This is a genomic window from Flexivirga alba (assembly GCF_042661025.1).
In the GTDB taxonomy this organism is placed as follows: Bacteria; Actinomycetota; Actinomycetes; order Actinomycetales; family Dermatophilaceae; genus Flexivirga; species Flexivirga alba.
Genome location: NZ_JBHSWH010000001.1, coordinates 3,744,954 through 3,766,436 on the forward strand (window position 1 = coordinate 3,744,954; position 21,483 = coordinate 3,766,436).

20 protein-coding genes and 1 pseudogene are annotated in these 21,483 nt (G+C 67.2%); 10 read left to right on the forward strand and 11 right to left on the reverse strand.

Annotated elements, in window-relative coordinates:
• The first annotated feature begins 32 nt into the window (after positions 1–32).
• On the forward strand, positions 33–605 hold the full coding sequence (locus ACFQDH_RS18560; protein WP_382403872.1) for an AMIN-like domain-containing (lipo)protein: 573 nt from the start codon (positions 33–35) through the stop codon (positions 603–605).
• Positions 606–725: 120 nt separating this feature from the next.
• Here ACFQDH_RS18560 and ACFQDH_RS18565 read toward each other — a convergent pair whose 3' ends face one another.
• From ACFQDH_RS18565 to ACFQDH_RS18600, 8 genes are all read right to left on the reverse strand, one after another.
• Positions 726–1,052 carry a metal-sulfur cluster assembly factor gene (locus ACFQDH_RS18565; RefSeq protein ID WP_382403873.1) on the reverse strand — a complete coding sequence of 109 codons (327 nt, stop codon included), beginning with the start codon at positions 1,050–1,052 and terminating at the stop codon, positions 726–728.
• 5 nt (positions 1,053–1,057) lie between these two features.
• Entirely contained in the window at positions 1,058–1,528 is a 471-nt protein-coding gene (gene sufU, locus ACFQDH_RS18570; RefSeq protein WP_382403874.1) for a Fe-S cluster assembly sulfur transfer protein SufU, read from the reverse strand.
• On the reverse strand, positions 1,528–2,832 hold the full coding sequence (locus ACFQDH_RS18575) for an aminotransferase class V-fold PLP-dependent enzyme (RefSeq protein ID WP_382403875.1): 1,305 nt from the start codon (positions 2,830–2,832) through the stop codon (positions 1,528–1,530). Before ACFQDH_RS18575 ends, sufU begins: the two co-directional genes overlap by 1 nt.
• A 39-nt stretch (positions 2,833–2,871) precedes the next feature.
• Positions 2,872–3,630 (reverse strand): Fe-S cluster assembly ATPase SufC, encoded by a 759-nt coding sequence (gene sufC, locus ACFQDH_RS18580; RefSeq protein WP_382403876.1) that lies wholly within the window; start codon positions 3,628–3,630, stop codon positions 2,872–2,874.
• Between the two features lie 18 nt (positions 3,631–3,648).
• Positions 3,649–4,032 (reverse strand): non-heme iron oxygenase ferredoxin subunit, encoded by a 384-nt coding sequence (locus tag ACFQDH_RS18585; protein ID WP_382403877.1) that lies wholly within the window; start codon positions 4,030–4,032, stop codon positions 3,649–3,651.
• Positions 4,029–5,204 (reverse strand): Fe-S cluster assembly protein SufD, encoded by a 1,176-nt coding sequence (gene sufD, locus ACFQDH_RS18590; protein ID WP_382403878.1) that lies wholly within the window; start codon positions 5,202–5,204, stop codon positions 4,029–4,031. The genes ACFQDH_RS18585 and sufD overlap by 4 nt, the downstream gene beginning before the upstream one ends.
• Positions 5,205–5,314: 110 nt before the next feature.
• Complete coding sequence (sufB, locus tag ACFQDH_RS18595; RefSeq protein WP_382403879.1) at positions 5,315–6,733, reverse strand: Fe-S cluster assembly protein SufB; 1,419 nt, start codon at positions 6,731–6,733, stop codon at positions 5,315–5,317.
• Complete coding sequence (locus ACFQDH_RS18600) at positions 6,730–7,422, reverse strand: helix-turn-helix transcriptional regulator (RefSeq protein WP_382403880.1); 693 nt, start codon at positions 7,420–7,422, stop codon at positions 6,730–6,732. Before ACFQDH_RS18600 ends, sufB begins: the two co-directional genes overlap by 4 nt.
• Positions 7,423–7,547: 125 nt before the next feature.
• Here ACFQDH_RS18600 and ACFQDH_RS18605 point away from each other — a divergent pair, with 125 nt between their 5' ends.
• The 3 genes from ACFQDH_RS18605 (at position 7,548) to ACFQDH_RS18615 (ending at position 9,986) form a co-directional block, all read left to right on the forward strand.
• Entirely contained in the window at positions 7,548–8,279 is a 732-nt protein-coding gene (locus ACFQDH_RS18605) for an ABC transporter ATP-binding protein (protein WP_382403881.1), read from the forward strand.
• On the forward strand, positions 8,276–9,019 hold the full coding sequence (locus ACFQDH_RS18610) for an ABC transporter permease (protein ID WP_382403882.1): 744 nt from the start codon (positions 8,276–8,278) through the stop codon (positions 9,017–9,019). Before ACFQDH_RS18605 ends, ACFQDH_RS18610 begins: the two co-directional genes overlap by 4 nt.
• A gap of 76 nt (positions 9,020–9,095) precedes the next feature.
• Positions 9,096–9,986, forward strand: coding sequence for a COX15/CtaA family protein (locus tag ACFQDH_RS18615; protein WP_382403883.1), 891 nt, complete (start codon positions 9,096–9,098; stop codon positions 9,984–9,986).
• 8 nt (positions 9,987–9,994) lie between these two features.
• Here ACFQDH_RS18615 and ACFQDH_RS18620 read toward each other — a convergent pair whose 3' ends face one another.
• From ACFQDH_RS18620 to ACFQDH_RS18630, 3 genes are all read right to left on the reverse strand, one after another.
• The gene (locus ACFQDH_RS18620; RefSeq protein WP_382403884.1) at positions 9,995–10,882 is read right to left on the reverse strand and encodes a class I SAM-dependent methyltransferase; all 888 of its coding nucleotides are present in this window, start codon (positions 10,880–10,882) and stop codon (positions 9,995–9,997) included.
• A 67-nt stretch (positions 10,883–10,949) separates the two neighbouring features.
• Entirely contained in the window at positions 10,950–12,194 is a 1,245-nt protein-coding gene (locus tag ACFQDH_RS18625) for an MFS transporter (RefSeq protein WP_382403885.1), read from the reverse strand.
• Positions 12,195–12,224: 30 nt separating this feature from the next.
• Positions 12,225–13,196: a heme o synthase gene (locus tag ACFQDH_RS18630; protein ID WP_382403886.1), complete on the reverse strand. Its 972-nt coding sequence runs from the start codon at positions 13,194–13,196 to the stop codon at positions 12,225–12,227.
• A gap of 167 nt (positions 13,197–13,363) precedes the next feature.
• Between ACFQDH_RS18630 and tkt the strand changes: the two genes are divergently transcribed.
• From tkt to pgl, 6 genes and pseudogenes are all read left to right on the forward strand, one after another.
• A complete protein-coding gene (tkt, locus tag ACFQDH_RS18635) occupies positions 13,364–15,526 on the forward strand; it encodes a transketolase (RefSeq protein WP_382403887.1) in 2,163 nt (720 codons plus the stop codon).
• Between the two features lies 1 nt (position 15,527).
• Positions 15,528–16,646, forward strand: a complete 1,119-nt coding sequence (tal, locus tag ACFQDH_RS18640; RefSeq protein ID WP_382403888.1) for a transaldolase — start codon at positions 15,528–15,530, stop codon at positions 16,644–16,646.
• A pseudogene (locus tag ACFQDH_RS18645) lies at positions 16,643–18,264 on the forward strand (glucose-6-phosphate isomerase). Before tal ends, ACFQDH_RS18645 begins: the two are co-directional and overlap by 4 nt.
• Before the next feature lie 31 nt (positions 18,265–18,295).
• The gene (gene zwf / locus ACFQDH_RS18650; RefSeq protein WP_382403889.1) at positions 18,296–19,804 is read left to right on the forward strand and encodes a glucose-6-phosphate dehydrogenase; all 1,509 of its coding nucleotides are present in this window, start codon (positions 18,296–18,298) and stop codon (positions 19,802–19,804) included.
• Positions 19,801–20,745 (forward strand): glucose-6-phosphate dehydrogenase assembly protein OpcA, encoded by a 945-nt coding sequence (locus ACFQDH_RS18655; RefSeq protein ID WP_382403890.1) that lies wholly within the window; start codon positions 19,801–19,803, stop codon positions 20,743–20,745. The genes zwf and ACFQDH_RS18655 overlap by 4 nt, the downstream gene beginning before the upstream one ends.
• A complete protein-coding gene (gene pgl / locus ACFQDH_RS18660) occupies positions 20,742–21,479 on the forward strand; it encodes a 6-phosphogluconolactonase (RefSeq protein ID WP_382403891.1) in 738 nt (245 codons plus the stop codon). The genes ACFQDH_RS18655 and pgl overlap by 4 nt, the downstream gene beginning before the upstream one ends.
• Positions 21,480–21,483 lie beyond the last annotated feature (4 nt).

The window sequence follows — 21,483 nt, forward strand, 5'->3', positions numbered from 1 at the left end:
ATCCGTGGTGTGCAGGAAGGAAGGAAGACGTCATGTCACACACCATCATTCGGGGCATGCGCAGCAAGGCTGCGCTCGCGGTGTGCGGTCTGACTGCAGCCACCGTCATACCCCTGGCAGCCTCCGGTCAGGCGCAAGCAGCGCCATACTGCGGCATCACCTGGGGCTCGGCCACCAAGGTCGCGGCTGCGCTCACGTCGGACACCGTGCGCGGTGCCCGCACCGGTCAGCACTCGTGCTACGACCGGCTCGTTCTCGATCTCGGCGGCAGTGGCCGGAGCACCGGCTACCGGGTGCGGTACGTCAGTGCCGTCACGGGGCCGTCCGGCACTCCGGTGTCGCTCAGCGGCGGTGCCCGCCTCCAGATCGACGTCAACGCGGCGGCAACGGACTCGCAGGGACGTCCGACCTACCGACCCGCGGATCCCCGGCACGCTGCGAACGTCGCCGGCTTCCGAACGTTCCGCCAGGTCGCGTATGTCGCGTCGTTCGAGGGTTACACGACCTTCGGACTCGGCGTACGCGCACGGCTGCCCATGCGGGCGTTCGTCATACAAGACCCGACGGGCCAACGGCTGGTGATCGACGTCGCCCACCAGTGGTGACGCCCTCCTTGCCGAGAGGACACCGAATCACCGAGAGGATAGGCAAATTGGCCGTTCTGAGGCCTGTTTCGCCTGTCCTCTCGGCCGTCGCCTGTCCTCTCGGTGAAAGGGAGGCTCCGATCAGATGTTGAAGCCGAGCGCGCGCAGCTGCTCGCGCCCGTCATCGGTGATCTTGTCCGGGCCCCACGGCGGCATCCACACCCAGTTGATGCGGTGGGACTCCACGAGTCCTTCGAGAACACTTGCCGTCTGATCGGCGATGACGTCGGTCAGCGGGCAGGCCGCCGAGGTCAGTGTCATGTCGATGACCGCGTTGTTGTCGGAGTCGACGGTGATACCGTAGACCAGCCCGAGGTCCACGACGTTGATGCCGAGCTCGGGGTCGACGACGTCGCGCATCGCTTCCTCGACGTCCGCGACATTCGGCGGGGTGGCAACTTCAGCCATGAAGCTCACGCTCCCTTTCTGGTGGTGATGGAACTGATGTCGACGCCGGCCTGCACCAGCGCGTCGGTGTATGCCGCCCACGGCAGCAGTGCGCACTTCACGCGCGCAGGGTATTTGGACACTCCGGAGAACGCCACGCCGTCGCCGATGATTTCCTCGTCGCCCGGGTCCTGGCCCTTCGAGGTCAACATGTGCCGCATCGCCTCGAAGGTCTCCAACGACTCGCGGACCGAGTGCCCGATGACTTCCTCGGCCAGCACGGACGCCGACGCCACCGAGATCGAACAGCCGAGGGAGTCGTAGGAGACATCCTCGACCTTCGCCGCGTCGCCGGATCCGGTCACGTGCACCCGCAGGGTCACCTCGTCACCGCAGGTGGTGTTGACGTGGTGGGCCTGTGCGTCATACGGCTCACGCAGGCCGGCATGTGACGGATTCTTGGAGTGATCCAGGATCAGCTCTTGGTAGAGGTCCATCAGACGGCCACCCCGAAGATGTCGGGGACGCGGTCGAGCGCCTCGAGAAACACGCCCACCTCGTCCAGCGTGGTGTAAGGCCCGAAGCTCGCCCTCGTGGTGGCGGTGATCCGGCTCGCCCGGTGCAGCGGCCACGCACAGTGGTGGCCGGTGCGGACCGCGACTCCGGAGTCATCGAGCACTTGGCCGACGTCGTGCGGATGCACGCCGTCGATCACGAAAGCCACTGCGCCCGTGCGCTTCTCGACGTCGAGCGGTCCCTGGACATGCACCCACGGGCGCTTGGCGAGGCCGTCGAGCACGGCTGTCGTGATCGTCCGGTCATGTGCCGCAACCGCGTCCATCCCGAGCGCGGACAGGTAATCGCACGCGGCAGCCAGGCCGACGGCTTGCGACTCGTTGGGCACGCCGGCTTCGAAACGCTGCGGTGGCGGCGCGTAGGTCGAGCCCTCCATCCGCACGACCTCGATCATCGAGCCGCCGTAGAGGAACGGCGGCATCGCGTCGAGCAACTCACGACGGCCCACGAGAACACCCACGCCATACGGGCCGAGCATCTTGTGACCGCTGAACGCCATGAAATCGACACCGAGCGAGGCGAAGTCGACCGGTAGGTGCGGCACCGACTGGCACGCGTCGAGCACGGTCAACGCACCGACCGCGTGCGCCTTACGGGCAAGCTCCTGGACCGGATTGATGGTGCCGAGCACATTCGAAACATGTGCGAACGCAACGATCTTCGTTCGTTCACCGATGACCTCGTCGGCTTGCACCATGTCCAGCTCACCGTCGCCCGTGACCTCGATCCAGCGCAACGTGGCACCGGTGCGCCGCGCCAGCTCCTGCCAGGGCACCAGGTTGGCGTGGTGCTCCATCACGGTGGTGACGATCTCGTCACCGGGCCCGATCCGGAAGCGCTCGGTCACTGAGGGGTCTGCGCCGGGGATCCCCAGATCTCCCGGCGCTGAAGCGTTGCTGAACGCGTAGGCCACCAGGTTGATCGACTCGGTCGCGCTCTTGGTGAAGACGACTTCGCCGGACGACGCGCCCACGAAGCGAGCAACGGTCTCCCGCGCACCCTCGAACGCCTCGGTCGCTTCCTCGGCGAGCTGATGCGCTCCGCGGTGCGCAGCGGCGTTGTGCTGCTCGTAGAAGGCCCGCTCCGCGTCGAGCACGGCGCGGGGTTTCTGAGAGGTGGCACCGGAGTCCAGGTAGACCAGCGGCCGCCCGTCACGGACGGTGCGCTGCAGGATCGGGAAGTCGCTGCGCAACTTCTCGACGTCGAACCCGGTCATCCCGGTCATCTCCTCATCAGTTTCGAAATGTATGGCGCCCCGACCGACTCACGCGCTCGGCGTCAAGAAGCGGTCGTAGCCCTCGGCTTCGAGGCGGTCGGCCAGCTCGGAGCCGCCTTCCTCGGCGACCTGGCCGTTGACGAACACGTGCACGAAGTCAGGCTTGATGTAACGCAGGATCCGCGTGTAATGCGTGATCAGCAGTACGCCCGCGTCGGTGCTGTCCTTCACCCGGTTGACGCCCTCGGACACCACGCGCAGCGCGTCGACGTCCAGGCCGGAGTCGGTCTCGTCGAGGATCGCCATCTTCGGCTTCAGCAGCTCCAGCTGCAGGATCTCGTGGCGCTTCTTCTCACCGCCGGAGAAACCTTCGTTGACGCCGCGCTCGGCGAAGCCGTCTTCCATGCGCAGGGCGGCCATGGACTGCTTGATGTCCTTCACCCAGGTGCGCAGCTTGGGCGCCTCACCGTCGATCGCGGTCTTGGCGGTGCGCAGGAAGTTGGACACCGTGACGCCCGGGACCTCCACGGGGTACTGCATGGCCAGGAAGAGGCCGGCGCGGGCACGCTCGTCCACCTTCATCGCCAGGACGTCTTCACCGTCGAGGGTGACCGTGCCACTGGTGACGTTGTACTTCGGGTGTCCGGCGATGCTGTAGGCCAGCGTCGACTTCCCCGAGCCGTTCGGGCCCATGATCGCGTGGGTCTCCCCCGACTTCACGGTCAGGTTGACACCCTTCAGGATCTCCTTGCTGCCGTGCTCGGTGTCGACGGACACGTGCAGGTCGCGAATCTCCAGCGTTGACATGTATTTCCAGCTCTTTCTTCAGCTCGAAGGAACGGAGACGAAAACGTCGCCGTCCTGAATTCGTACGGGGTAGACGGCAATCGGTGCCGTGGCGGGCGGGCCGGTGGGCTCACCGGTGTTGAGATCGAAGCGCGACCCGTGCAGCCAGCATTCGATCGTGCAACCGTCGACCTCGCCCTCGGACAACGAGACGTTGGCGTGGCTACAGGTGTCGTTGACTGCGCGTACGACGTCCTGCTCGTCGCGCACCAGCGCGACTCGCACGCCGTTGATCTCAGCAAGGGCAGGCTCGTTGACCGGAAGCTCGCCGAGCTCACACACCCGGACGAACTCACCCTCGCGGGTCGAGTAGGTCGAGGCGCTAGCCGAGACCGTATCGAGACCTTCGTCGATCTCGCTCATGCGTGGCCTCCGGTCGCCAGCTCGGCGTCGATCGCCTCCATGAGCGGCTCGACGACCGCGGGAACACCGATCTTGCTGATGACCTCGGCGAAGAAGCCGCGCACCACCAGCCGGCGCGCTTCGGGCTCGGGGATGCCGCGGGCCTGCAGGTAGAACAGTTGCTCGTCGTCGAATCGACCGGTCGAGCTGGCGTGCCCTGCGCCCACGATTTCACCGGTCTCGATCTCGAGGTTCGGCACGGAGTCGGCGCGCGCACCGTCGGTGAGCACCAGGTTGCGGTTGAGTTCGTAGGTCTCGATGCCCTCAGCCTCGGCCCGGATCAACACGTCACCGACCCACACCGTATGGGCACTATCCCCTTGCAGCGCACCCTTGTAGGTGACCAGGGACTTGGTCCGCGGTGCGTTGTGGTCGATGAACGTCCGGTGCTCCAGGTGCTGGCCGGCGTCGGCGAAGTAGACACCCAGCAGGGTGGCGTCGCCGCCGGGACCGGCGTATTTGACGTTGGAGTTGATCCGCACGACACGGCCACCGAGGGTCACGGCAATGTGCCGGTAGGTCGCGTCGCGGCCCACCAGCGCCTCGTGCTGCGCCAGATGCAGGGCGTCGTCGTCCCATTGCTGCAGGCTGACGACGGTCAGGTGGGCGCCGTCACCGACGACGACCTCGACATTGGCGGTGTGCTCACCGGAACCGGTGTGCTCGATGATCACCAGACCCTTGGCGTGGACCCCGGCCTCGATCACGACGTGCCCGTTGGAGCGCTTGCCGGCGTTGCCGTGCACCTGCACTCGAATCGGCGCGTCGTACTCGGTGTCGGCGGCGAGCTTGAGATGCAGTGCCTTGGCACTGCCCGCGTGGGCCAGTGCCGAGGCGCGGTCCCCCGGCACCAGGGCCGTGCCGCGTGAACCTTCGCCGGCGGCCAGCGGCTCGGCGACCACCGACTGGTCCGAAATCTCGACGGTCAGCGCGCCGTCGGCGGTCGGTTCGTCGGCGAGCAGGCCGGTCAGTCGATCGACCGGCGTGAAGCGCCAGTCCTCTTCGCGGCCGTGCGGCACCGGGAAATCGGCCACGTCGAACGACGTCTTGCGCTCGGCACGGGATTTATCGGGGGACGACACCTGCGCAGCAGGGTCGACGTGGGTCTTCGCATCGGGTGTCAACAGGGACATCGTGTGGTCAATAGTCCTTCCAGGAAACTGAGCTTGCAGGGAAGCCGGTTCTCGACCGGGGCCCCCGCGAAGTATTCGGAGGAGCGAAGCGGGGGAGAAACTTCGTGGGGTTATCCCACGGAGCCTTCCATCTGCAGCTCGATCAGCCGGTTCAGCTCGAGGGCGTACTCCATCGGCAACTCACGCGCGATCGGCTCGACGAAGCCGCGCACGATCATGCCCATCGCCTCGCTCTCGGTCATGCCGCGCGACATCAGGTAGAACAGCTGGTCGGCGCTGACCTTCGAGACCGTCGCCTCGTGGCCCATCTGGACGTCGTCCTCGCGCACGTCGACATACGGGTAGGTGTCCGAGCGGCTGATCTGGTCGACCAGCAACGCGTCGCAGACGACGTTCGACTTGGAATGCTTGGCGCCTTCGAGGATCTGAACCAGGCCGCGGTATGACGACCGGCCACCGCGTCGGGCCACCGACTTGCTGACGATGGTCGAGCTGGTGTTGGGCGCCGCGTGCACCATCTTGGCGCCTGCGTCCTGGTGCTGGTTCTCGCCGGCAAAGGCGATGGACAGGGTGTCGCCGCGGGCGTGCTCACCGAGCAGGAAGCACGCGGGGTACTTCATGGTCACCTTCGAGCCCATGTTGGCGTCGATCCACTCCATCGTGGCGCCCTCGGCGACGGTGGCCCGCTGGGTGACCAGGTTGTAGACGTTGGTCGACCAGTTCTGGATCGTGGTGTAGCGAACACGAGCGTTCTTCTTCACCACGATCTCGACGACGGCAGAGTGCAGCGAGTCCGAGGAGTAGACCGGCGCGGTGCAGCCCTCGACGTAGTGCACGTAGGAACCCTCGTCCGCGATGATGAGGGTGCGCTCGAACTGGCCCATGTTCTCGGTGTTAATCCGGAAGTAGGCCTGCAGCGGGATCTCGACGTGCACGCCCGGGGGCACGTAGACGAACGAGCCACCGGACCAGACCGCGGTGTTGAGCGAGGCGAACTTGTTGTCGCCGGGCGGGATCACCGAGCCGAAGTACTCCTTGAAGAGCTCCGGGTGCTCACGCAGGCCGGTGTCGGCGTCGGTGAAGATGACGCCCTTCTCCTCCAGGTCCTCACGGATCTGGTGATAGACGACCTCCGACTCGTACTGCGCGGTGACTCCACCGACCATCTGCTGCTTCTCAGCCTCTGGGATGCCGAGCTTGTCGTAGGTGTTGCGGATGTCCTCCGGCAGGTCGTCCCAGCTGGTGGCCTGCTTCTCGGTCGACTTCACGAAGTACTTGATGTTCTGGAAGTCGAGCTTGCTCAGATCGGAGCCCCACGTCGGCATCGGCTTCTTCTCGAACAGGTGAAGTGCCTTCATCCGGATCTTGCTCATCCACTCCGGCTCGTTCTTCAGCTCGGAGATGTCGCGGACGACCTCTTCGGACAAGCCGCGTCGAGCAGTGGCACCTGCGGCGTCACTGTCGGCCCAGCCGTATTCATAACCGCCGAAGTCCTTAAGGCCAGGGTTGAGCTCTTCAATGGTGCTCATCGTGGATCCCTTTCAGTCGCTGGGGAGTTGGGAGTGGGAACGAATGTGGTGCACACGTGGTCGCCGTGTGCGAGCGAGGAGAGGCGCTGGACGTGCACGCCGAGGGTCCGGGAGAACGCCTTGGCTTCTTCCTCGCAGAACTGCGGAAACTCGGTGGCGACGTGCTGCACAGGGCAATGCCCCTGACACAGTTGAACCCCCGCCATCGGGGTGTCATTCCCGACCGGACGGGTGGTGGCGGCAAAACCCTGCTCGGTCAATGCCGCGGCGAGGGCCTGGGTGCGGCTGTCGATGTCGCGCCCGGCCGACTCGACGACCGGTGCGGCCTGCTCGGCCATCGCCTGCGCACGCTGCCGCGCGAACTCGGTCACCGCTTCCTCGCCGGCGCTGTCGCGCAAGAAGCGCAGCACGGAGCCGGCAAGAGGTTCGTAGTCGCCGCGCAGCCGTGCGTGTCCGGTCGGTGACACCACGAAGGCACGTGCCGGGCGGCCGCGTTTGCGCTCGATGGCCCCGGTGGACTCATGCTCTTCGACCATGTCATCGTGGGCCAGGCAGTCGAGGTGGCGGCGCACCGCGGCAGGCGTCAGGCCGAGCGAGTCCGCGAGCTCGGCCGCCGTGATCGGGCCTCGCTCGGAGATCGTTCGCAGCACACGCTGACGCGTGCCGGTCTCGCCGCCGGGGATAAACACAACATCAGTGTGACGTAATTAGCTGGGAACCAGCTAGCCAGGTTTACCTAACCTCCGAGATGGGTCCGGCCGCTCTCCCGGGGCACGGCAGATCGTGCCAACACCACGACCTACACTTGGCGGTCGTGAGTGCTCCCGTTCTGCCGGTCTTCGTCGACGGGGTGACACACCACTACGGCAGCAAGCTCGCACTCGACAATATGAGCTGGAGCGCACCGCAGGGTGCGATCACCTGCGTGCTCGGCCCCAACGGCGCCGGCAAGACAACCATCATGGAGATGGCCGAAGGCCTACGACGCCCGGAGTCCGGTACGATCCGCGTGCTCGACACCGACCCGTGGAGCGCCAACGCCGCCCATCGCCGCCGCGTCGGAGTCATGCTCCAGGACGGTGGGCTGCCGGCCTCGGTGAAGCCGCTGCGACTCCTCGAGCATTTCGCCACGCTGTATGACGCGAAAGACGAATTCCCTGCACTGGTCGAGCAACTCGGCATCAACGACTTCCGACAGACCTCCGTGCGGCGGTTATCCGGCGGACAGCGCCAGCGCGTCGCGATGGCCGCAGCGCTGATCGGCAAGCCCGACGTCGTCTTCCTGGACGAACCGAGCGCCGGCCTCGACCCGCATGCACGGTTGGACGTCTGGGAGCTGATCCGGCAGACCCGCGACCGAGGGGCGTGCGTCGTGGTGACAACCCACTCCTTCGACGAAGCCGATCGGCTGGCCGACCAGGTCATCATCGTCGCCGCCGGCTCCGTCGCCGCGCGAGGCACCATCGCCGAGGTCAGCGGCTCCGGCGGACTCGAGAAGACCTACTTCGCACTCACCCGAGGCACGAGGGGATTGGGATTGGCATGAGCACCCCGATGCTGCGGGCTCGCAGTCAAGCCGCCTTCGAGGCGCGGACGCTGCTGAGCAACGGCGAGCAGTTGCTGGTCTCGCTGCTCCTTCCGGCACTCGCCCTCGTCGGCCTCGCGCTCGCCAGCAGCCCAAGCCTCGGCTCGGGACGCCGCATCGACATCGTCGTGCCCAGCGTGCTCGCGCTCGCAGTCGTGTCGACGGCGTTCACCGGTCAGGCGATCTCCACCGGCTTCGATCGTCGGTATGGCGTGCTGCGCCTGCTGGGTGTCACGCCGCTCGGTCGGTCGGGCCTGTTGGCCGGAAAGGCTCTTGCAGTCCTACTGATCGTCGCCCTGCAGTCGGTGCTGCTGTCAGTGCTGGGTGCGTTCTTCGGCTGGCATCCCGATCCGCTCGGTGTCGTCGTCGGCCTGGTCCTGATGCTGATCGGCACGTGGACATGGGTGGCACTGGCCCTGTTGATCTCCGGCCTGCTGCGTGCCGAGGCGGTGCTGGCGGTCGCCAACCTGCTCTGGGTGATGTTCGCCGCGGTCGGCGGACTGCTCTATCCCACCGGTCAACTACCCGACGTGGTTGGAGTCATTGTCCGGCTGCTCCCGTCCGGAGCGCTCGGCGACGGACTGCGTGATGCGATGACCGGACACTTCGGTTCGCTGGGCGAGCCCGTCGTGGTCCTACTCGTCTGGGGCGCCGCAGCGACGGCCCTGACTGCCGCAACCTTCCGATGGGACGACAGATGATCACCGAATCCATGCCGGCCACGGACGAGCGGAAGTCCCCGCTGGTTGGTCGCCGCTGCCGCCGACACCTCAGGTCGTGGCCGGCAGCACCCGCTGGCTGCACCGGCTCTTCTGGCTGAACCTCGTCGCGGAAGTGCTGATCGTCGCCACCGGCGGTCTCGTCCGGCTCACCGCCAGTGGCCTGGGCTGTCCGGACTGGCCGCAGTGCGTGCCTGGTTCGTTGACCCCGGTCAAGCACCAGGCGCAGTCCTGGCACAAGTACATCGAGTTCGGTAACCGCACGGTGACGAGCGTCGTCAGCATCGTGGCCGTCGCTCTGTTGGTCGCGCTGATCGTCGACCAGCGCAAGGGATCCGGCCGTCGCGGACTGTGGCCGCCGGTGGCCTGGATCCTGTTCGGCATCGCTGTGCAGGCCGTCGTCGGCGGCATCTCGGTGCGCACCGGACTCAACCCGGCGATCGTGGCGACGCACTTCCTGGCGTCGATGGTGCTGGTCGCGGCCTCCGCCTGGTTGGTCTACCGGTCCCGCGAAACCGACAGCCGGCCGGAATCGCTGGTTCCGCGGGAGGTCCGCTGGCTGGCTGCCGCCACCGCTGTCGTCGTGGCGATCGTCCTCTTCCTCGGCACTCTGGTCACCGGCTCGGGCCCGCACTCCGGGGACGACGCGGAGCATCCGGCGCGGCTGAGCTTCGACGTGCGGACCGTTGCGTGGCTGCACGCCGACACGGTCATGTTGCTCACCGGCCTGGTCATCGCGATGCTGGTCGCGACGTTGCTGATCGCTCGGCATACCCGGGCGCCGAAGGCGTGGGGCTGGGTCGCCGGCGTGATCGTGCTGCAGGGCATCGTGGGCTACACGCAGTACTTCCTCCAAGTGCCCGCCGGCCTGGTCGAGGTCCACATGATCCTGGCCAGCGTGCTCGTGATCGTCACGACTTGGGCAGTCCTCAGCCTGCGCAAGCGCTGAGCTGTCGGTTACGGCTTCGCCGGATCGCGACGTCCGTTCACCGACTTCTCGTTGTTCTCGCCCTTCTCCAGGAAGACGAGGTTGTGGTAGGCGTGCAGCGCTATCAGGTGGGACTGGACGTAGCTGGGTTCGCGGTCGACCGGGGTGAACTCCTCCCAGTTCAGGTCGTCCAGGAATGACTTGACCAACGCCATCGAGGTGAACGTCGCGTTGACGTCCGCGGAGCCGCCGAACCGCGGCCAGTATGACGTCTGCAGGTCCTCGATCGCATAGATGCCGTCGTCGGGCAGCAGTGGATAGAGGATGTCGAAGGTGGCGCGAATGTGCTCACAGCGATGGCTGCCGTCGTCGATGATGACCTTCAAGTCATCAGCGTCGTCGACGATCTGGTTCAGCAGCTGCTCGTCGGTTTGGCTGCCCTGGTAGGTCCTGATCCGGTCCGTGTCGACGAACGACTTGTCCTCGATGTCGAGTCCGAGTATTTGCGCTTTGGGGAAGTAAGAACGCCACATACGGAGCGACGCGCCGCCCTGTTTCTCGCGCGCGTAACCGCCGATGCCGATCTCGAGCAGAGTGAAGCGCTCGTCGCGCAGGTGCCCGAGATGCCGCGCGTAGTGCGGCGTGTAATGGTGCCAGCTGCCCCACTTGTCGGTGCCGAACTGCTTGGCCAGTGCGGTCAGGCCGTCGCCCGCACCGGCACGACTCTGCTGAAGACGTTGCTCCGCACTACGCGCCCTGGCGTTCGCCTCCGTCGCGGACCGTTCGGCATCGGCGACCTGCTTGCGAGCCTTCTCGAGGTCGCGCCGCACGGCCTGCGGTGAGAGCCGACGTAAAGCCTGCCATGCATCGTCGGACAGGAGTGGCTTGATGTTGCGGGCTGCGGATTCGCGAAGCATGGGTACACGATGCCAGACGCGACCTGGTCATTCACCGAGTTCCGCCAGCGGGTTCGCCCCATGGCGGTCACCGGCTCTCGATGCGCTCGCTGCGGAACGGCGACACGAAGAGCAACGCAGCCACCGCGGCGAACGTGACTGCCGCGACCACTATCGCCATCCGCGTTCCGCTCGACGCGACGAAGGCCCCGGCCAGCGGGGCGACGACGACGATGACGGTGCGGTTCGCCGCACGCATGGTGATGTTGACCCGCGCTTGCAGGTGATCAGCCGTCAGTGCTTGCCGGTAGGTCATCTCGTGCGAGTTGCTGATGCCCATCGCCAGCCCGTGACCCCACTGCCCCGCGGCGAGCACCGCCGTCGCGAGCCAGCCACCCACACCCAGCCCTGCCAGCGTCATGACACCCACGCCGACGGCACTGATCGCATGCGCGGCGATCACGGCCCCGCCGGTCCCCAACCGGCGACCGACTCGCGTGCTGATGCTCGCTCCGACGATCGCGCCGACACCCGCCAGCGCGGTGGCCACCCCGAACTGCAACGCCGACAGGTCGAGCGTGTGCAGCGCGAACGTCGGTATGGCGACCCCGAGGAGCGCGTTGCCCGCGAACCACAGGTGGGTCGCGATCGCCAGCCACCGCTGGCCGCCCGGGCGGTAGACCCATCGGACGCCTTCGCGAATGTCTTGTCGAACACTGGACCGGGCTGCCGCTGCACGAGCCGGGTCCACCGCCGGCAAGGTCGCCATCATCGCCGCCGAGAAGAAGTAGCTCGCGGCGTCCACCAGGATCGCCCACGGAGCGCCGAACAGCTTGATGAGCGCGCCAGCGAGAGTCGGACCCGCCGTCTGCGCGACCGCGGACGAACCGTCGGTTCGTGCATGCGCCCGCTGCAACTGGTGGCGCGGCACCAGAGACGGAAGGTAGGCCATCGACGCGGCGTCGTTGAAGAGTGCCGCCGCGCCATACAGCAGGACGATCACGATGAGGATCGGGATCGACAGGCCGCCGAGCGCCCAGGTGAGCGGGATCATCGCAACGAGCAGCCCGCACGCCAGGTCGGTGCCGACCATCATCGGGCGGCGACGACAACGGTCGACGATGACACCTGCGAAGAGCCCGAGCACCAGGTAGGGCAGCCAGCGTGCGGAATTCAGCCAGCCGACGTCCTGCGGCCCGCCGTGCAGCGTTCGTAGGACGAGGTATTGGAGGCCGATCAGGGTGACGTACGTGCCGAACGACGAGACCGTTTCACCCAGCCACAAGCGGCGGAACGGGCGCGGCAGTGCCTCAGGTGGCACCGCGGCGGTCATGCCAGCACCCTACGCAGGGGTCCGCCGGACTCAGTGGAAGCTGAGGTGCAGCAGCGGGTCGACGGCGACCGCCACGAAGACCAGCGTGAGGTAGCTGATCGAGTAGTGGAACAGCCGCATCGGCTTCAGCACCTTGTATGACGCACCGGCATTGGCGCGTCGCAGCAGCAGGTGCGCTTCGCGCAGGAACACGACGCCGGCGATCAGTGCGACGACGGTGTAGATGACCCCCATGCCGGCGACCGGCACCAGGGCGAGCGTGGTCGCAACGGTCACCCAGGTGTAGATCAGGATCTGCCGCGCAACGGCGATGTCCTCGGCAACCACGGGCAGCATCGGTACGCCGGCGTTGGCGTAGTCGTCGCGGAAGCGCATCGACAGCGGCCAGTAGTGCGGCGGCGTCCAGAAGAAAACGACCAGGAAGAGCACGATCGCCGACCAGCTGACGGAGTTGGTGACCGCGGACCAGCCGATCAGGGTCGGCATACATCCGGCGATGCCACCCCACACGATGTTCTGGGAGGTGCGGCGCTTGAGCAGCATCGTGTAGAAGCCGACGTAGAGCACGATCGCGCCGAAGGACAACGCCGCCGAGAGCCAGTTGACCAGCAGGCCGAGCCACAACACTGAGATCGCGCCCAGCACGACCCCGAAGATCAGGCCGGCACGCGGGGTGATCGCACCGGTCGCCAGCGGGCGACCCTCGGTGCGGTGCATCAGCCGGTCGATGTCGCGATCGAGATAGCAGTTGAGGGCGTTGGCCGAACCGGCCGACAACGAGCCACCGACGAGCGTCGCGAGGATCAGCCAGACCGACGGGACTCCCCGGTCCGCGAGGAACATGACCGGGAAGGTCGTGACGAGCAGCAGCTCGATGATCCGCGGCTTGGTGAGTGCGACGTAGTCGCGCACCACGGCGCCGAACGGCTTGCGGGGCTGGGTGTCGAGGGTGCGGTCGGCGGTGGCGCGGCCTTCGGCCGAGCGCGGCTCGATCGCAGTCACTCTCGTCACTTCCGTTGCTCGTGGGATCGCGTATGAGGTGGGGAATTCACCACCTGAACTGCACGCAGTCTATCCCGCTGCAGGACTTTGCTTTCCGCCTGGGTGGCAGGGCTAGGCTCGGGTCGGAAAGAACCAGACCGGTCGACTATTCGTGGGAGCAATCTGCCGTGAGCCAGGACACCTCAGCCACCACCGAACGCCGGGACCCAGCACTCGCTGAGCCCGTCGCCACCAAGGCCGGCTGGTCGCCGGTCGACGTTCGCGCGGTCGACACCGTGCGGGTGCTCGCTGCCGACGCCGTACAGAAGACGGGCAACGGCCACCCGGGCACCGCGATGAGCCTGGCGCCGCTGGCCTACCTGCTCTACCAGAGCGTCATGCGCATCGACCCCAATGACCCGCACTGGATCGGCCGCGACCGGTTCGTGCTGTCTTGCGGTCACTCGAGCCTGACGCAATACATCCAGCTCTACTTCTCCGGTTACGGCCTCGAGCTGAAGGACCTGGAGGCACTGCGCACCTGGGACTCACTGACTCCTGGTCACCCCGAGTACGGCCACACGGCCGGCGTCGACATCACCACCGGACCGCTCGGTTCCGGCATCGCCTCGGCCGTCGGTATGGCGATGGCGCAGCGCCGCCAGCGCGGGCTGCTCGACCCCGATGCAGCACCCGGCAAGAGCCCCTTCGACCACCACGTGTGGGCCATCGCGTCCGACGGCGACCTGATGGAAGGTGTTTCGGCAGAGGCGGGTTCGCTCGCCGGGCACCAGGAGCTGGGCAACCTGATCGCGTTCTACGACCAGAACCAGATCTCCATCGAGGACGACACCGACGTGTCGTTCACCGAGGACGTCGCGGGCCGCTACACGGCATACGGCTGGCATGTGCAGACGGTCGACTGGCGCCCCGGTGCCAAGCCGGACAGTGACCGCGACAGCTACACCGAGAACGTCGACGACCTGTTGGACGCCATCGAGCAGGCCAAGTCGGTCACCGACAAGCCGTCGCTGATCTGCCTGCGCACCATCCTCGCGTGGCCGGCACCGACCAAGCAGGGCACCGGCAAGGCACACGGCAGCGCGCTGGGCGACGAGGAGGTCGCCGGCACCAAGAAGCTGCTCGGCTTCGACCCCGAGAAGTCCTTCCAGGTCGATGACGACGTGATCGAGCACGTCCGCAAGGTCAAGGACCGCGGCGCCGCGGCACACGCCGAGTGGGAGAAGTCGTTCTCCGCCTGGAGCGACGCCAACCCCGAGGGCGCCAAGCTGCTGGCCCGGTTGTGGGAGCGCAAGCTACCCGACAACTTCGCCGACGCGATTCCGGTCTTCGAGGCCGACGCCAAGGGCATCGCCACCCGCGCTGCATCCGGCAAGATCCTCACCGCCCTCGCGCCGGTGCTGCCGGAGCTGTGGGGCGGGTCGGCCGACCTGGCTGAGTCCAACAACACCACGATGGAGGGCGAGCCGAGCTTCGTCCCGCACAACTGGCAGACCGAGGCCTGGCAGGGCGGCCCCTATGGCCGCACGCTGCACTTCGGCATCCGCGAGAACGCCATGGGTATGGCGCTCAACGGCATCGCGCTGGAAGGCCTGACCCGCCCCTACGGCGGCACCTTCCTGGTCTTCTCGGACTACATGCGTCCGGCGGTGCGCCTGGCCGCCATACAGAAACTGCCCGTGACGTTCGTGTGGACGCACGACTCGATCGGGCTCGGCGAGGACGGCCCGACGCACCAGCCGATCGAGCACTTGGCGGCGCTGCGTGCGATCCCCGGCCTGGATGTCGTGCGCCCCGGTGACGCCAACGAGACGGCCGTTGCGTGGCGCACCATCCTGGAGCACACCGACCGCCCGGCCGCGCTGATCCTGTCCCGCCAGGCGCTGCCCACGGTCGACCGCACGGAGTTCGCCTCCGCCGACGGTGTCGCCAAGGGCGCCTACGTGCTGGCCGACACCGACGGCACGCCCGACGTGATCCTGGTCGCGACCGGTTCCGAGGTCGGCCTGGCGCTCGACGCGCGAAAGGCGTTGGCAGACAAGAACATTGCGGCTCGAGTGGTGTCCATGCCGAGTCGCGAGTGGTTCGTGGCACAGGACGACGCCTATCGCGAAGAGGTGCTCCCGAAGTCGGTCAAGGCGCGAGTGAGCGTCGAGGCCGCCACGACCTTCGGCTGGCACGACATCGTCGGCGACGCGGGACGCACCGTCGGCATCGACCACTTCGGCGCCAGCGCCGCAGGGGCCGTGCTGATGGAGAAGTTCGGCTTCACGGTGGACGCAGTGGTGTCCGCCGCACAGGAATCCATTGCAGCCGCAGGAGGCAACTGACATGGCAAACACGAACACGCAGGCACTGAGCGACCTCGGAGTCTCGATCTGGCTGGACGACCTGAGCCGATCGCTGATCGGCGGCGGTGACCTGGAGAAGCTGGTCGCGGACAAGAACGTCGTCGGTGTGACGACCAACCCGACGATCTTCGCCACGGCGCTGTCGGACGGCTCGGCATACAACGAGCAGGTTGCCGAGCTGGCCAAGGCCGGCAAGAGCGTCGACGAGGCGGTCTTCGAGATCACCACCCGCGACGTACACAACGCGTGCGACGTGCTGCGCCCGGTGTATGACGCGACGGACGGCCTGGACGGACGCGTGTCCATCGAGGTCGACCCGCGCCTCGCACGGGACACCGACGGCACGGTCAAGATGGCCAAGGAGCTGTGGGCCAAGGTCGACCAGCCCAACGTCATGATCAAGATTCCCGCGACCGAGGAAGGCCTTCCGGCGATCACCGCGGCTCTCGCCGAGGGCATCAGCGTCAACGTGACGTTGATCTTCTCGCTGGAGCGCTACCGCGGCGTGATGAACGCCTTCCTGGCCGGTCTCGAGCAGGCCAAGCAGGCCGGCAAGGACCTGTCGAAGATCCGCTCGGTCGCGTCGTTCTTCGTGTCGCGTGTCGACAGCGAGGTCGACAAGCGCCTCGATGCCATCGGTTCCGATGAGGCCAAGGCGCTCAAGGGCAAGGCCGGTGTCGCCAACGCCCGGCTCGCCTACCAGGCCTTCGAAGAGGTCTTCAGCACACCTCGCTGGAAGACCCTCGCCGACGACGGTGCGCACACGCAGCGTCCGCTGTGGGCCTCGACCGGCGTCAAGGACCCGGCATACCCCGACACCATGTATGTCGTGGACCTCGCGGTCAAGGACACGGTCAACACGATGCCGCCCAAGACCCTCGACGCGCTCGCCGATCACGGCAAGCTGTCCGGTGACCAGGTGACCGGCAACTACGCGGACGCCGCAGGCGTCCTGGACTCCCTCGACAAGCTCGGCGTCTCCTACGCCGACGTCGTGCAGGTGCTGGAGACAGAGGGCGTGCAGAAGTTCGACAAGTCCTGGGACGAGCTGCTCGGCTCGGTCAAGAGCGAGCTGGAGAAGGCAGGTGCGACACTGTGAGCGACGCAGGCCTCGCGGTGACAGCGGCCGGCGCCGCTGCCGATGCCGTCACAGCCCACGTTCCTTCGCTGGTCGCCGACGGTTTCGCCGGCAAGCTCTTTGCACAGGACGCGACCTTGTGGGGTCCGGACGCCGAGTCCGAGGCCAGCAAGCGGCTGTCCTGGGTCGGCCTGGGCTCGTCCTCGCGGCCGCTGGTCGCCGAAATCGAAGCGCTACGAGGAAACTCGCCGACAAGGGGCTCGATCATGTCGTCCTGTGCGGCATGGGTGGCTCCTCGCTCGCACCGGAGGTCATCTGCGAGTCCGACGGTGTGCCGCTGACGGTGCTGGACTCCTCGCAGCCGGACATGGTGCGCGCAGCCCTGTCGGACCGCCTCGAACAGACGGTTGTCGTCGTGTCGTCGAAGTCCGGCTCCACGGTGGAGACCGACTCGCAGCGCCGCGTCTACGAGAAGGCGTTCCAGGACGCCGGGATCGACCCGACGGAGCGGATCGTCGTGGTCACCGACCCCGGTAGCCCGCTCGACAAGGAAGCCCGCGAAGCCGGCTACACCGTGTTCAACGCCGACCCCGACGTCGGTGGCCGCTACTCGGCGCTGACCGCCTTCGGGCTCGTCCCCAGCGGTCTGGCCGGCGCCGACATCGGTCGGCTGCTCGACGAGGCCGAGGCCGTCACGGACGCACTGGCAGCGGACGACGACGCCAACCCAGCGCTCCGCCTGGGTGCCGCACTCGGTGGCACCAGCCCGCTGCGCGACAAGGTCGTGCTGATCGACGCCGGCACCAAGGCCGTCGGCTTCGGCGACTGGGCCGAGCAGCTGATCGCCGAGAGCACCGGCAAGAACGGCAAGGGGCTGCTGCCCGTCGTTGTCGGCGACTCCCCCACTGGTGACCAACTGTCCGATGAGCTCTTCGTGCGACTGGTCGACGTCGATGACGACTCACAGCCGTCCGGCGACGCAGTCGTCAACGTCGGTGGTTCGCTCGGCGGCGCCATGCTGCTGTGGGAAGCCGCGGTCGCCGTTGCGGGCCGGCTGATCGGGATCAACCCGTTCGACCAGCCCGACGTCGAGAGTGCCAAGGCGGCCGCTCGCGACCTGCTCGGTGCGGGCACCGGTTCGGTCGCGCCTGCGGCATACACCGACGGCTCGGTCGAGGTCCGCAGCGCAGGCCCTGACTTCCTGGGTGACGCGACGACCGTCGCGGATGCTCTCCGGGCGCTGTTCGGTCAGTTGTCGGCCAGCGGTTACCTCGCGGTGATGGCGTACGTCGACCGGATCGCCGACCAGTCACTGGCCGACGTGCGAATCCCGTTGGCGCGCAAGCTGAATCGCCCGGTCACGTTCGGGTTCGGCCCGCGGTTCCTGCACTCCACCGGCCAGTACCACAAGGGTGGTCCGGCCGACGGAATCTACTTGCAGGTCACGACGGCTCCCACTGAGGACCTGTCGATCCCGGGACGCGAGTTCACCTTCGGCAACTTCATCGACTCGCAGTCCGGCGGCGACGCCAAGGTGCTCGCCGAGCACGGCCGCCCCGTCCTGCAGCTGCACCTGACCGACCACGAAGCCGGTCTCGCGCAGTTGCAGCACGCCATCGCGGAGGTCACTTCCTCGTGAGCCCAGCGCGAATCGCGCGGGGGTCAACCCATTGCGGCAGGCCGACGACCGTCGGCTTCCCCAGATCGCCGGGCCGTGCGCCCTGGTGATGTTCGGCGTCACCGGCGATCTGGCCCGCAAGAAGTTGCTCCCCGCGATCTACGACCTGACCAACCGAGGGCTGCTGCCGCCGGGCTTCTCGCTCGTCGGCTTCGCCCGGCGGGACTGGGAGGACCAGGACTTCGCACGCATCGTCAAGGACGCCGTGCGTGCCGGGGCCCGGACGCCCTTCCGCGAGGAGGTATGGCGCAACCTCGAGAACGGCCTGCGTTTCGTGCACGGCAGTTTCGACGACGACGCGGCATTCGACGAACTCGCCGAGACGCTGCGGCAGCTCGACGAAGAGCGCGGCACCGACGGGAACACCGGCTTCTACCTGTCGATCCCGCCCGGCGCGTTCGAGACGGTCTGCTCCCAGCTCGATCGCTCGGGTCTGGCCCGGCCGAAGAACGGCTCGTGGAGCCGGGTGGTCATCGAGAAGCCGTTCGGCCACGACCTGGCCAGCGCACGAGAGCTCAATGCGACCCTGGAGCGGGTCTTCCCAGCCGACGCGATCTTCCGGATCGATCACTATCTCGGCAAGGAGACCGTCCAGAACCTGCTGGCGTTGCGTTTCGCGAACCAGCTCTTCGAGCCGGTCTGGAATTCGCACTACGTCGATCACGTGCAGATCTCGATGGCCGAGGACATCGGCATCGCGGGCCGTGCGGGCTATTACGACGGTATCGGCGCCGCACGCGACGTCATACAGAATCACTTGCTGCAGTTGCTCGCGCTCACCGCGATGGAGCAACCGAACTCCTTCGGTGCCGATCAGTTGCGCGCCGAGAAGGAGAAGGTGCTGGCCGCGGTCCGGCTGCCCGACGATCTCGCCACCGCCACCGCGCGTGGTCAGTACACCGCCGGCTGGCAGGGCAGCGAGAAGGTCATCGGCTACCTCACCGAGGACGGCATCGACCCGAAGTCGACGACCGAGACGTATGCCGCCGTGAAGCTCGACGTGCACACCCGGCGCTGGGCCGGTGTTCCGTTCTATCTGCGCACCGGCAAGCGACTCGGCAAGCGGGTCACCGAGATCGCGGTGATCTTCAAACGTGCGCCGCACCTGCCGTTCGCCGACACGGCGACCGAGGAGCTGGGGCAGAACGCCATCGTCATACGAGTGCAGCCGGACGAAGGCACCACGATCCGCTTCGGATCGAAGGTGCCGGGTGCGGGCTCGATGGAAGTCCGTGACGTGACAATGGATTTCGGCTACGGCAGCGCCTTCACTGAGTCCAGTCCCGAGGCCTACGAGCGGCTGATCCTGGATGTCCTGCTGGGCGAGCCGCCGCTCTTCCCGCGACACGAAGAGGTCGAGCTGTCGTGGCAGATCCTGGACCCGGTCGAGCGCTTCTGGGCCCGCAAGGGGCGACCGGAGGGCTACGAAGCGGGCACCTGGGGACCGCACAGCGCGGACGAGTTGCTCGCCCGCGACGGACGTGAGTGGAGGCTGCCGTGATCGCCGACCTGCCGGGTACGACGACAAAAGATGTCAGCAAGCAGCTGGTCCGCTTGCGCGACGAGACCGGCACCATGACGCTCGGCCGGGTGATGACGCTGATCATCGTGGTCGACGAGGCCGATGCCGATGACGCTCTCGAATGCGCGATCCACGCCAGTCGCCAGCACCCCAGCCGGATCATCGCGCTGGTCACCGGCAGCGCACGAGGTGCCAGTCGCCTCGACGCGCAGGTCCGACTCGGCAACGACGCCGGCGGCAGCGAGATCATCGTGTTGCGCCTGTTCGGCGAGCTGACCAAACACGGAGCGAGCGTCGTGACGCCGCTACTCGCGGCGGACACTCCCGTGGTCGCCTGGTGGCCCAATGTCGCCCAGGACGTCGCCTCCTCACCCATAGGCCGACTCGCAAGCCGGCGGATCACCGACGCGTCGCTGACCAAAAGTCCGCGAAAAGCGTTGCAGCGCAGGCGCGACGACTACGCCGGTGGCGACACCGACATGGCGTGGTCGCGCACCACCCGGTGGCGTGGCCTGCTGGCGACAGCGCTCGACCTGCCGCCATACGAGCCGGTGACCGAAGTCACTGTCACCGGAGCTTCGGACTCGGCCAGCACGGACCTGTTGGCCGGTTGGCTCGCGGTGCGACTCAAGTGTCCGGTGCGCCGGGCGCAGTCCAAGCCCGGCACCGGGTTGGTCAATGTGCGCATGGAGCGCAAGTCCGGGTCCATCGAGCTGGTTCGGCCGGATCGCCGGACGGGCACTCTCACCCAACCCGGCCAGCCGGAGCGACAGCTCGACCTGACGCGTCCGGGCACGGCCGAGTCGCTCGCCGAGGAACTCAACCGGCTCGGCGAGGACGTGGTCTACAAGGAGGCACTGGTCAAGGGGCTCCCGCGAGTCACCGACGTTCCCGCTCGCCGCAAGAAGGTGACGTCATGACCGTCGAGAAGCGCAACACGAAGGATGAGTTGGGCAAGGCGATCTCCGACCGCCTCGTCGCTGAAATCGTTGCAGCACAAAGCGATCGGGGTGTCGCGCACGTCGTGCTCACCGGCGGCTCCATGGGCGGCCTGTCGTTGCAGTCATTGCCCGACGCGACCGGGGTCGACTGGTCGAGCGTGCACTTCTGGTGGGGCGACGAACGCTTCGTGCCGGCGGGTTCGCCGGACCGCAACGACATGGAGGCCGACCAGTCGGCGCTGAGCGCGTTGCCGGTGCCAGCTGAGAACATCCACCGGGTCGCCGGTCCGGACGAGGTCGCCGATGCGGAGGCAGCTGCCGCGGCATACTCGGCGGCCATCCGCGCACCGAAGCCGGGCGACGGGGTGTTCGACGTCGTGATGCTGGGCATGGGTCCGGACGGTCACGTCGCATCGCTCTTCCCGCACCACCCCGCTCAGCGCACCGAGAACGCCATCGCGATCCCCGTCCACGACTCCCCCAAGCCCCCGCCGGACCGGGTGTCGCTGACGTTCGAGTGCCTCAACCGCAGCCGCCAGGTCTGGCTGCTCGTGGCCGGCGCGGAGAAGGCCGACTCTGTCGCGGCCGCGCATGCGCCCGACGCGGACCGCTGGGACGTCCCCGCTGCGGGGGTCCACGGTCAGCACGACACGATCTGGTGGCTCGACGATGCTGCCGCCGCGAAGCTCCCGGACGGCGCTCCGGATCACTGACACG

Bases quoted from the DNA above. Each gene is read 5' to 3' on its own strand.
- pgl (WP_382403891.1), top strand. From the start codon at position 20,742: ATGACCGTCGAGAAGCGCAACACGAAGGATGAGTTGGGCAAGGCGATC.
- ACFQDH_RS18560 (WP_382403872.1), top strand. From the start codon at position 33: ATGTCACACACCATCATTCGGGGCATGCGCAGCAAGGCTGCGCTCGCG.
- sufU (WP_382403874.1), bottom strand. From the start codon at position 1,528: ATGGACCTCTACCAAGAGCTGATCCTGGATCACTCCAAGAATCCGTCA.
- ACFQDH_RS18575 (WP_382403875.1), bottom strand. From the start codon at position 2,832: ATGACCGGGATGACCGGGTTCGACGTCGAGAAGTTGCGCAGCGACTTC.
- sufC (WP_382403876.1), bottom strand. From the start codon at position 3,630: ATGTCAACGCTGGAGATTCGCGACCTGCACGTGTCCGTCGACACCGAG.
- ACFQDH_RS18625 (WP_382403885.1), bottom strand. From the start codon at position 12,194: ATGACCGCCGCGGTGCCACCTGAGGCACTGCCGCGCCCGTTCCGCCGC.
- ACFQDH_RS18565 (WP_382403873.1), bottom strand. From the start codon at position 1,052: ATGGCTGAAGTTGCCACCCCGCCGAATGTCGCGGACGTCGAGGAAGCG.
- sufB (WP_382403879.1), bottom strand. From the start codon at position 6,733: ATGAGCACCATTGAAGAGCTCAACCCTGGCCTTAAGGACTTCGGCGGT.
- ACFQDH_RS18610 (WP_382403882.1), top strand. From the start codon at position 8,276: ATGAGCACCCCGATGCTGCGGGCTCGCAGTCAAGCCGCCTTCGAGGCG.
- ACFQDH_RS18620 (WP_382403884.1), bottom strand. From the start codon at position 10,882: ATGCTTCGCGAATCCGCAGCCCGCAACATCAAGCCACTCCTGTCCGAC.
- sufD (WP_382403878.1), bottom strand. From the start codon at position 5,204: ATGTCCCTGTTGACACCCGATGCGAAGACCCACGTCGACCCTGCTGCG.
- ACFQDH_RS18585 (WP_382403877.1), bottom strand. From the start codon at position 4,032: ATGAGCGAGATCGACGAAGGTCTCGATACGGTCTCGGCTAGCGCCTCG.
- tal (WP_382403888.1), top strand. From the start codon at position 15,528: ATGGCAAACACGAACACGCAGGCACTGAGCGACCTCGGAGTCTCGATC.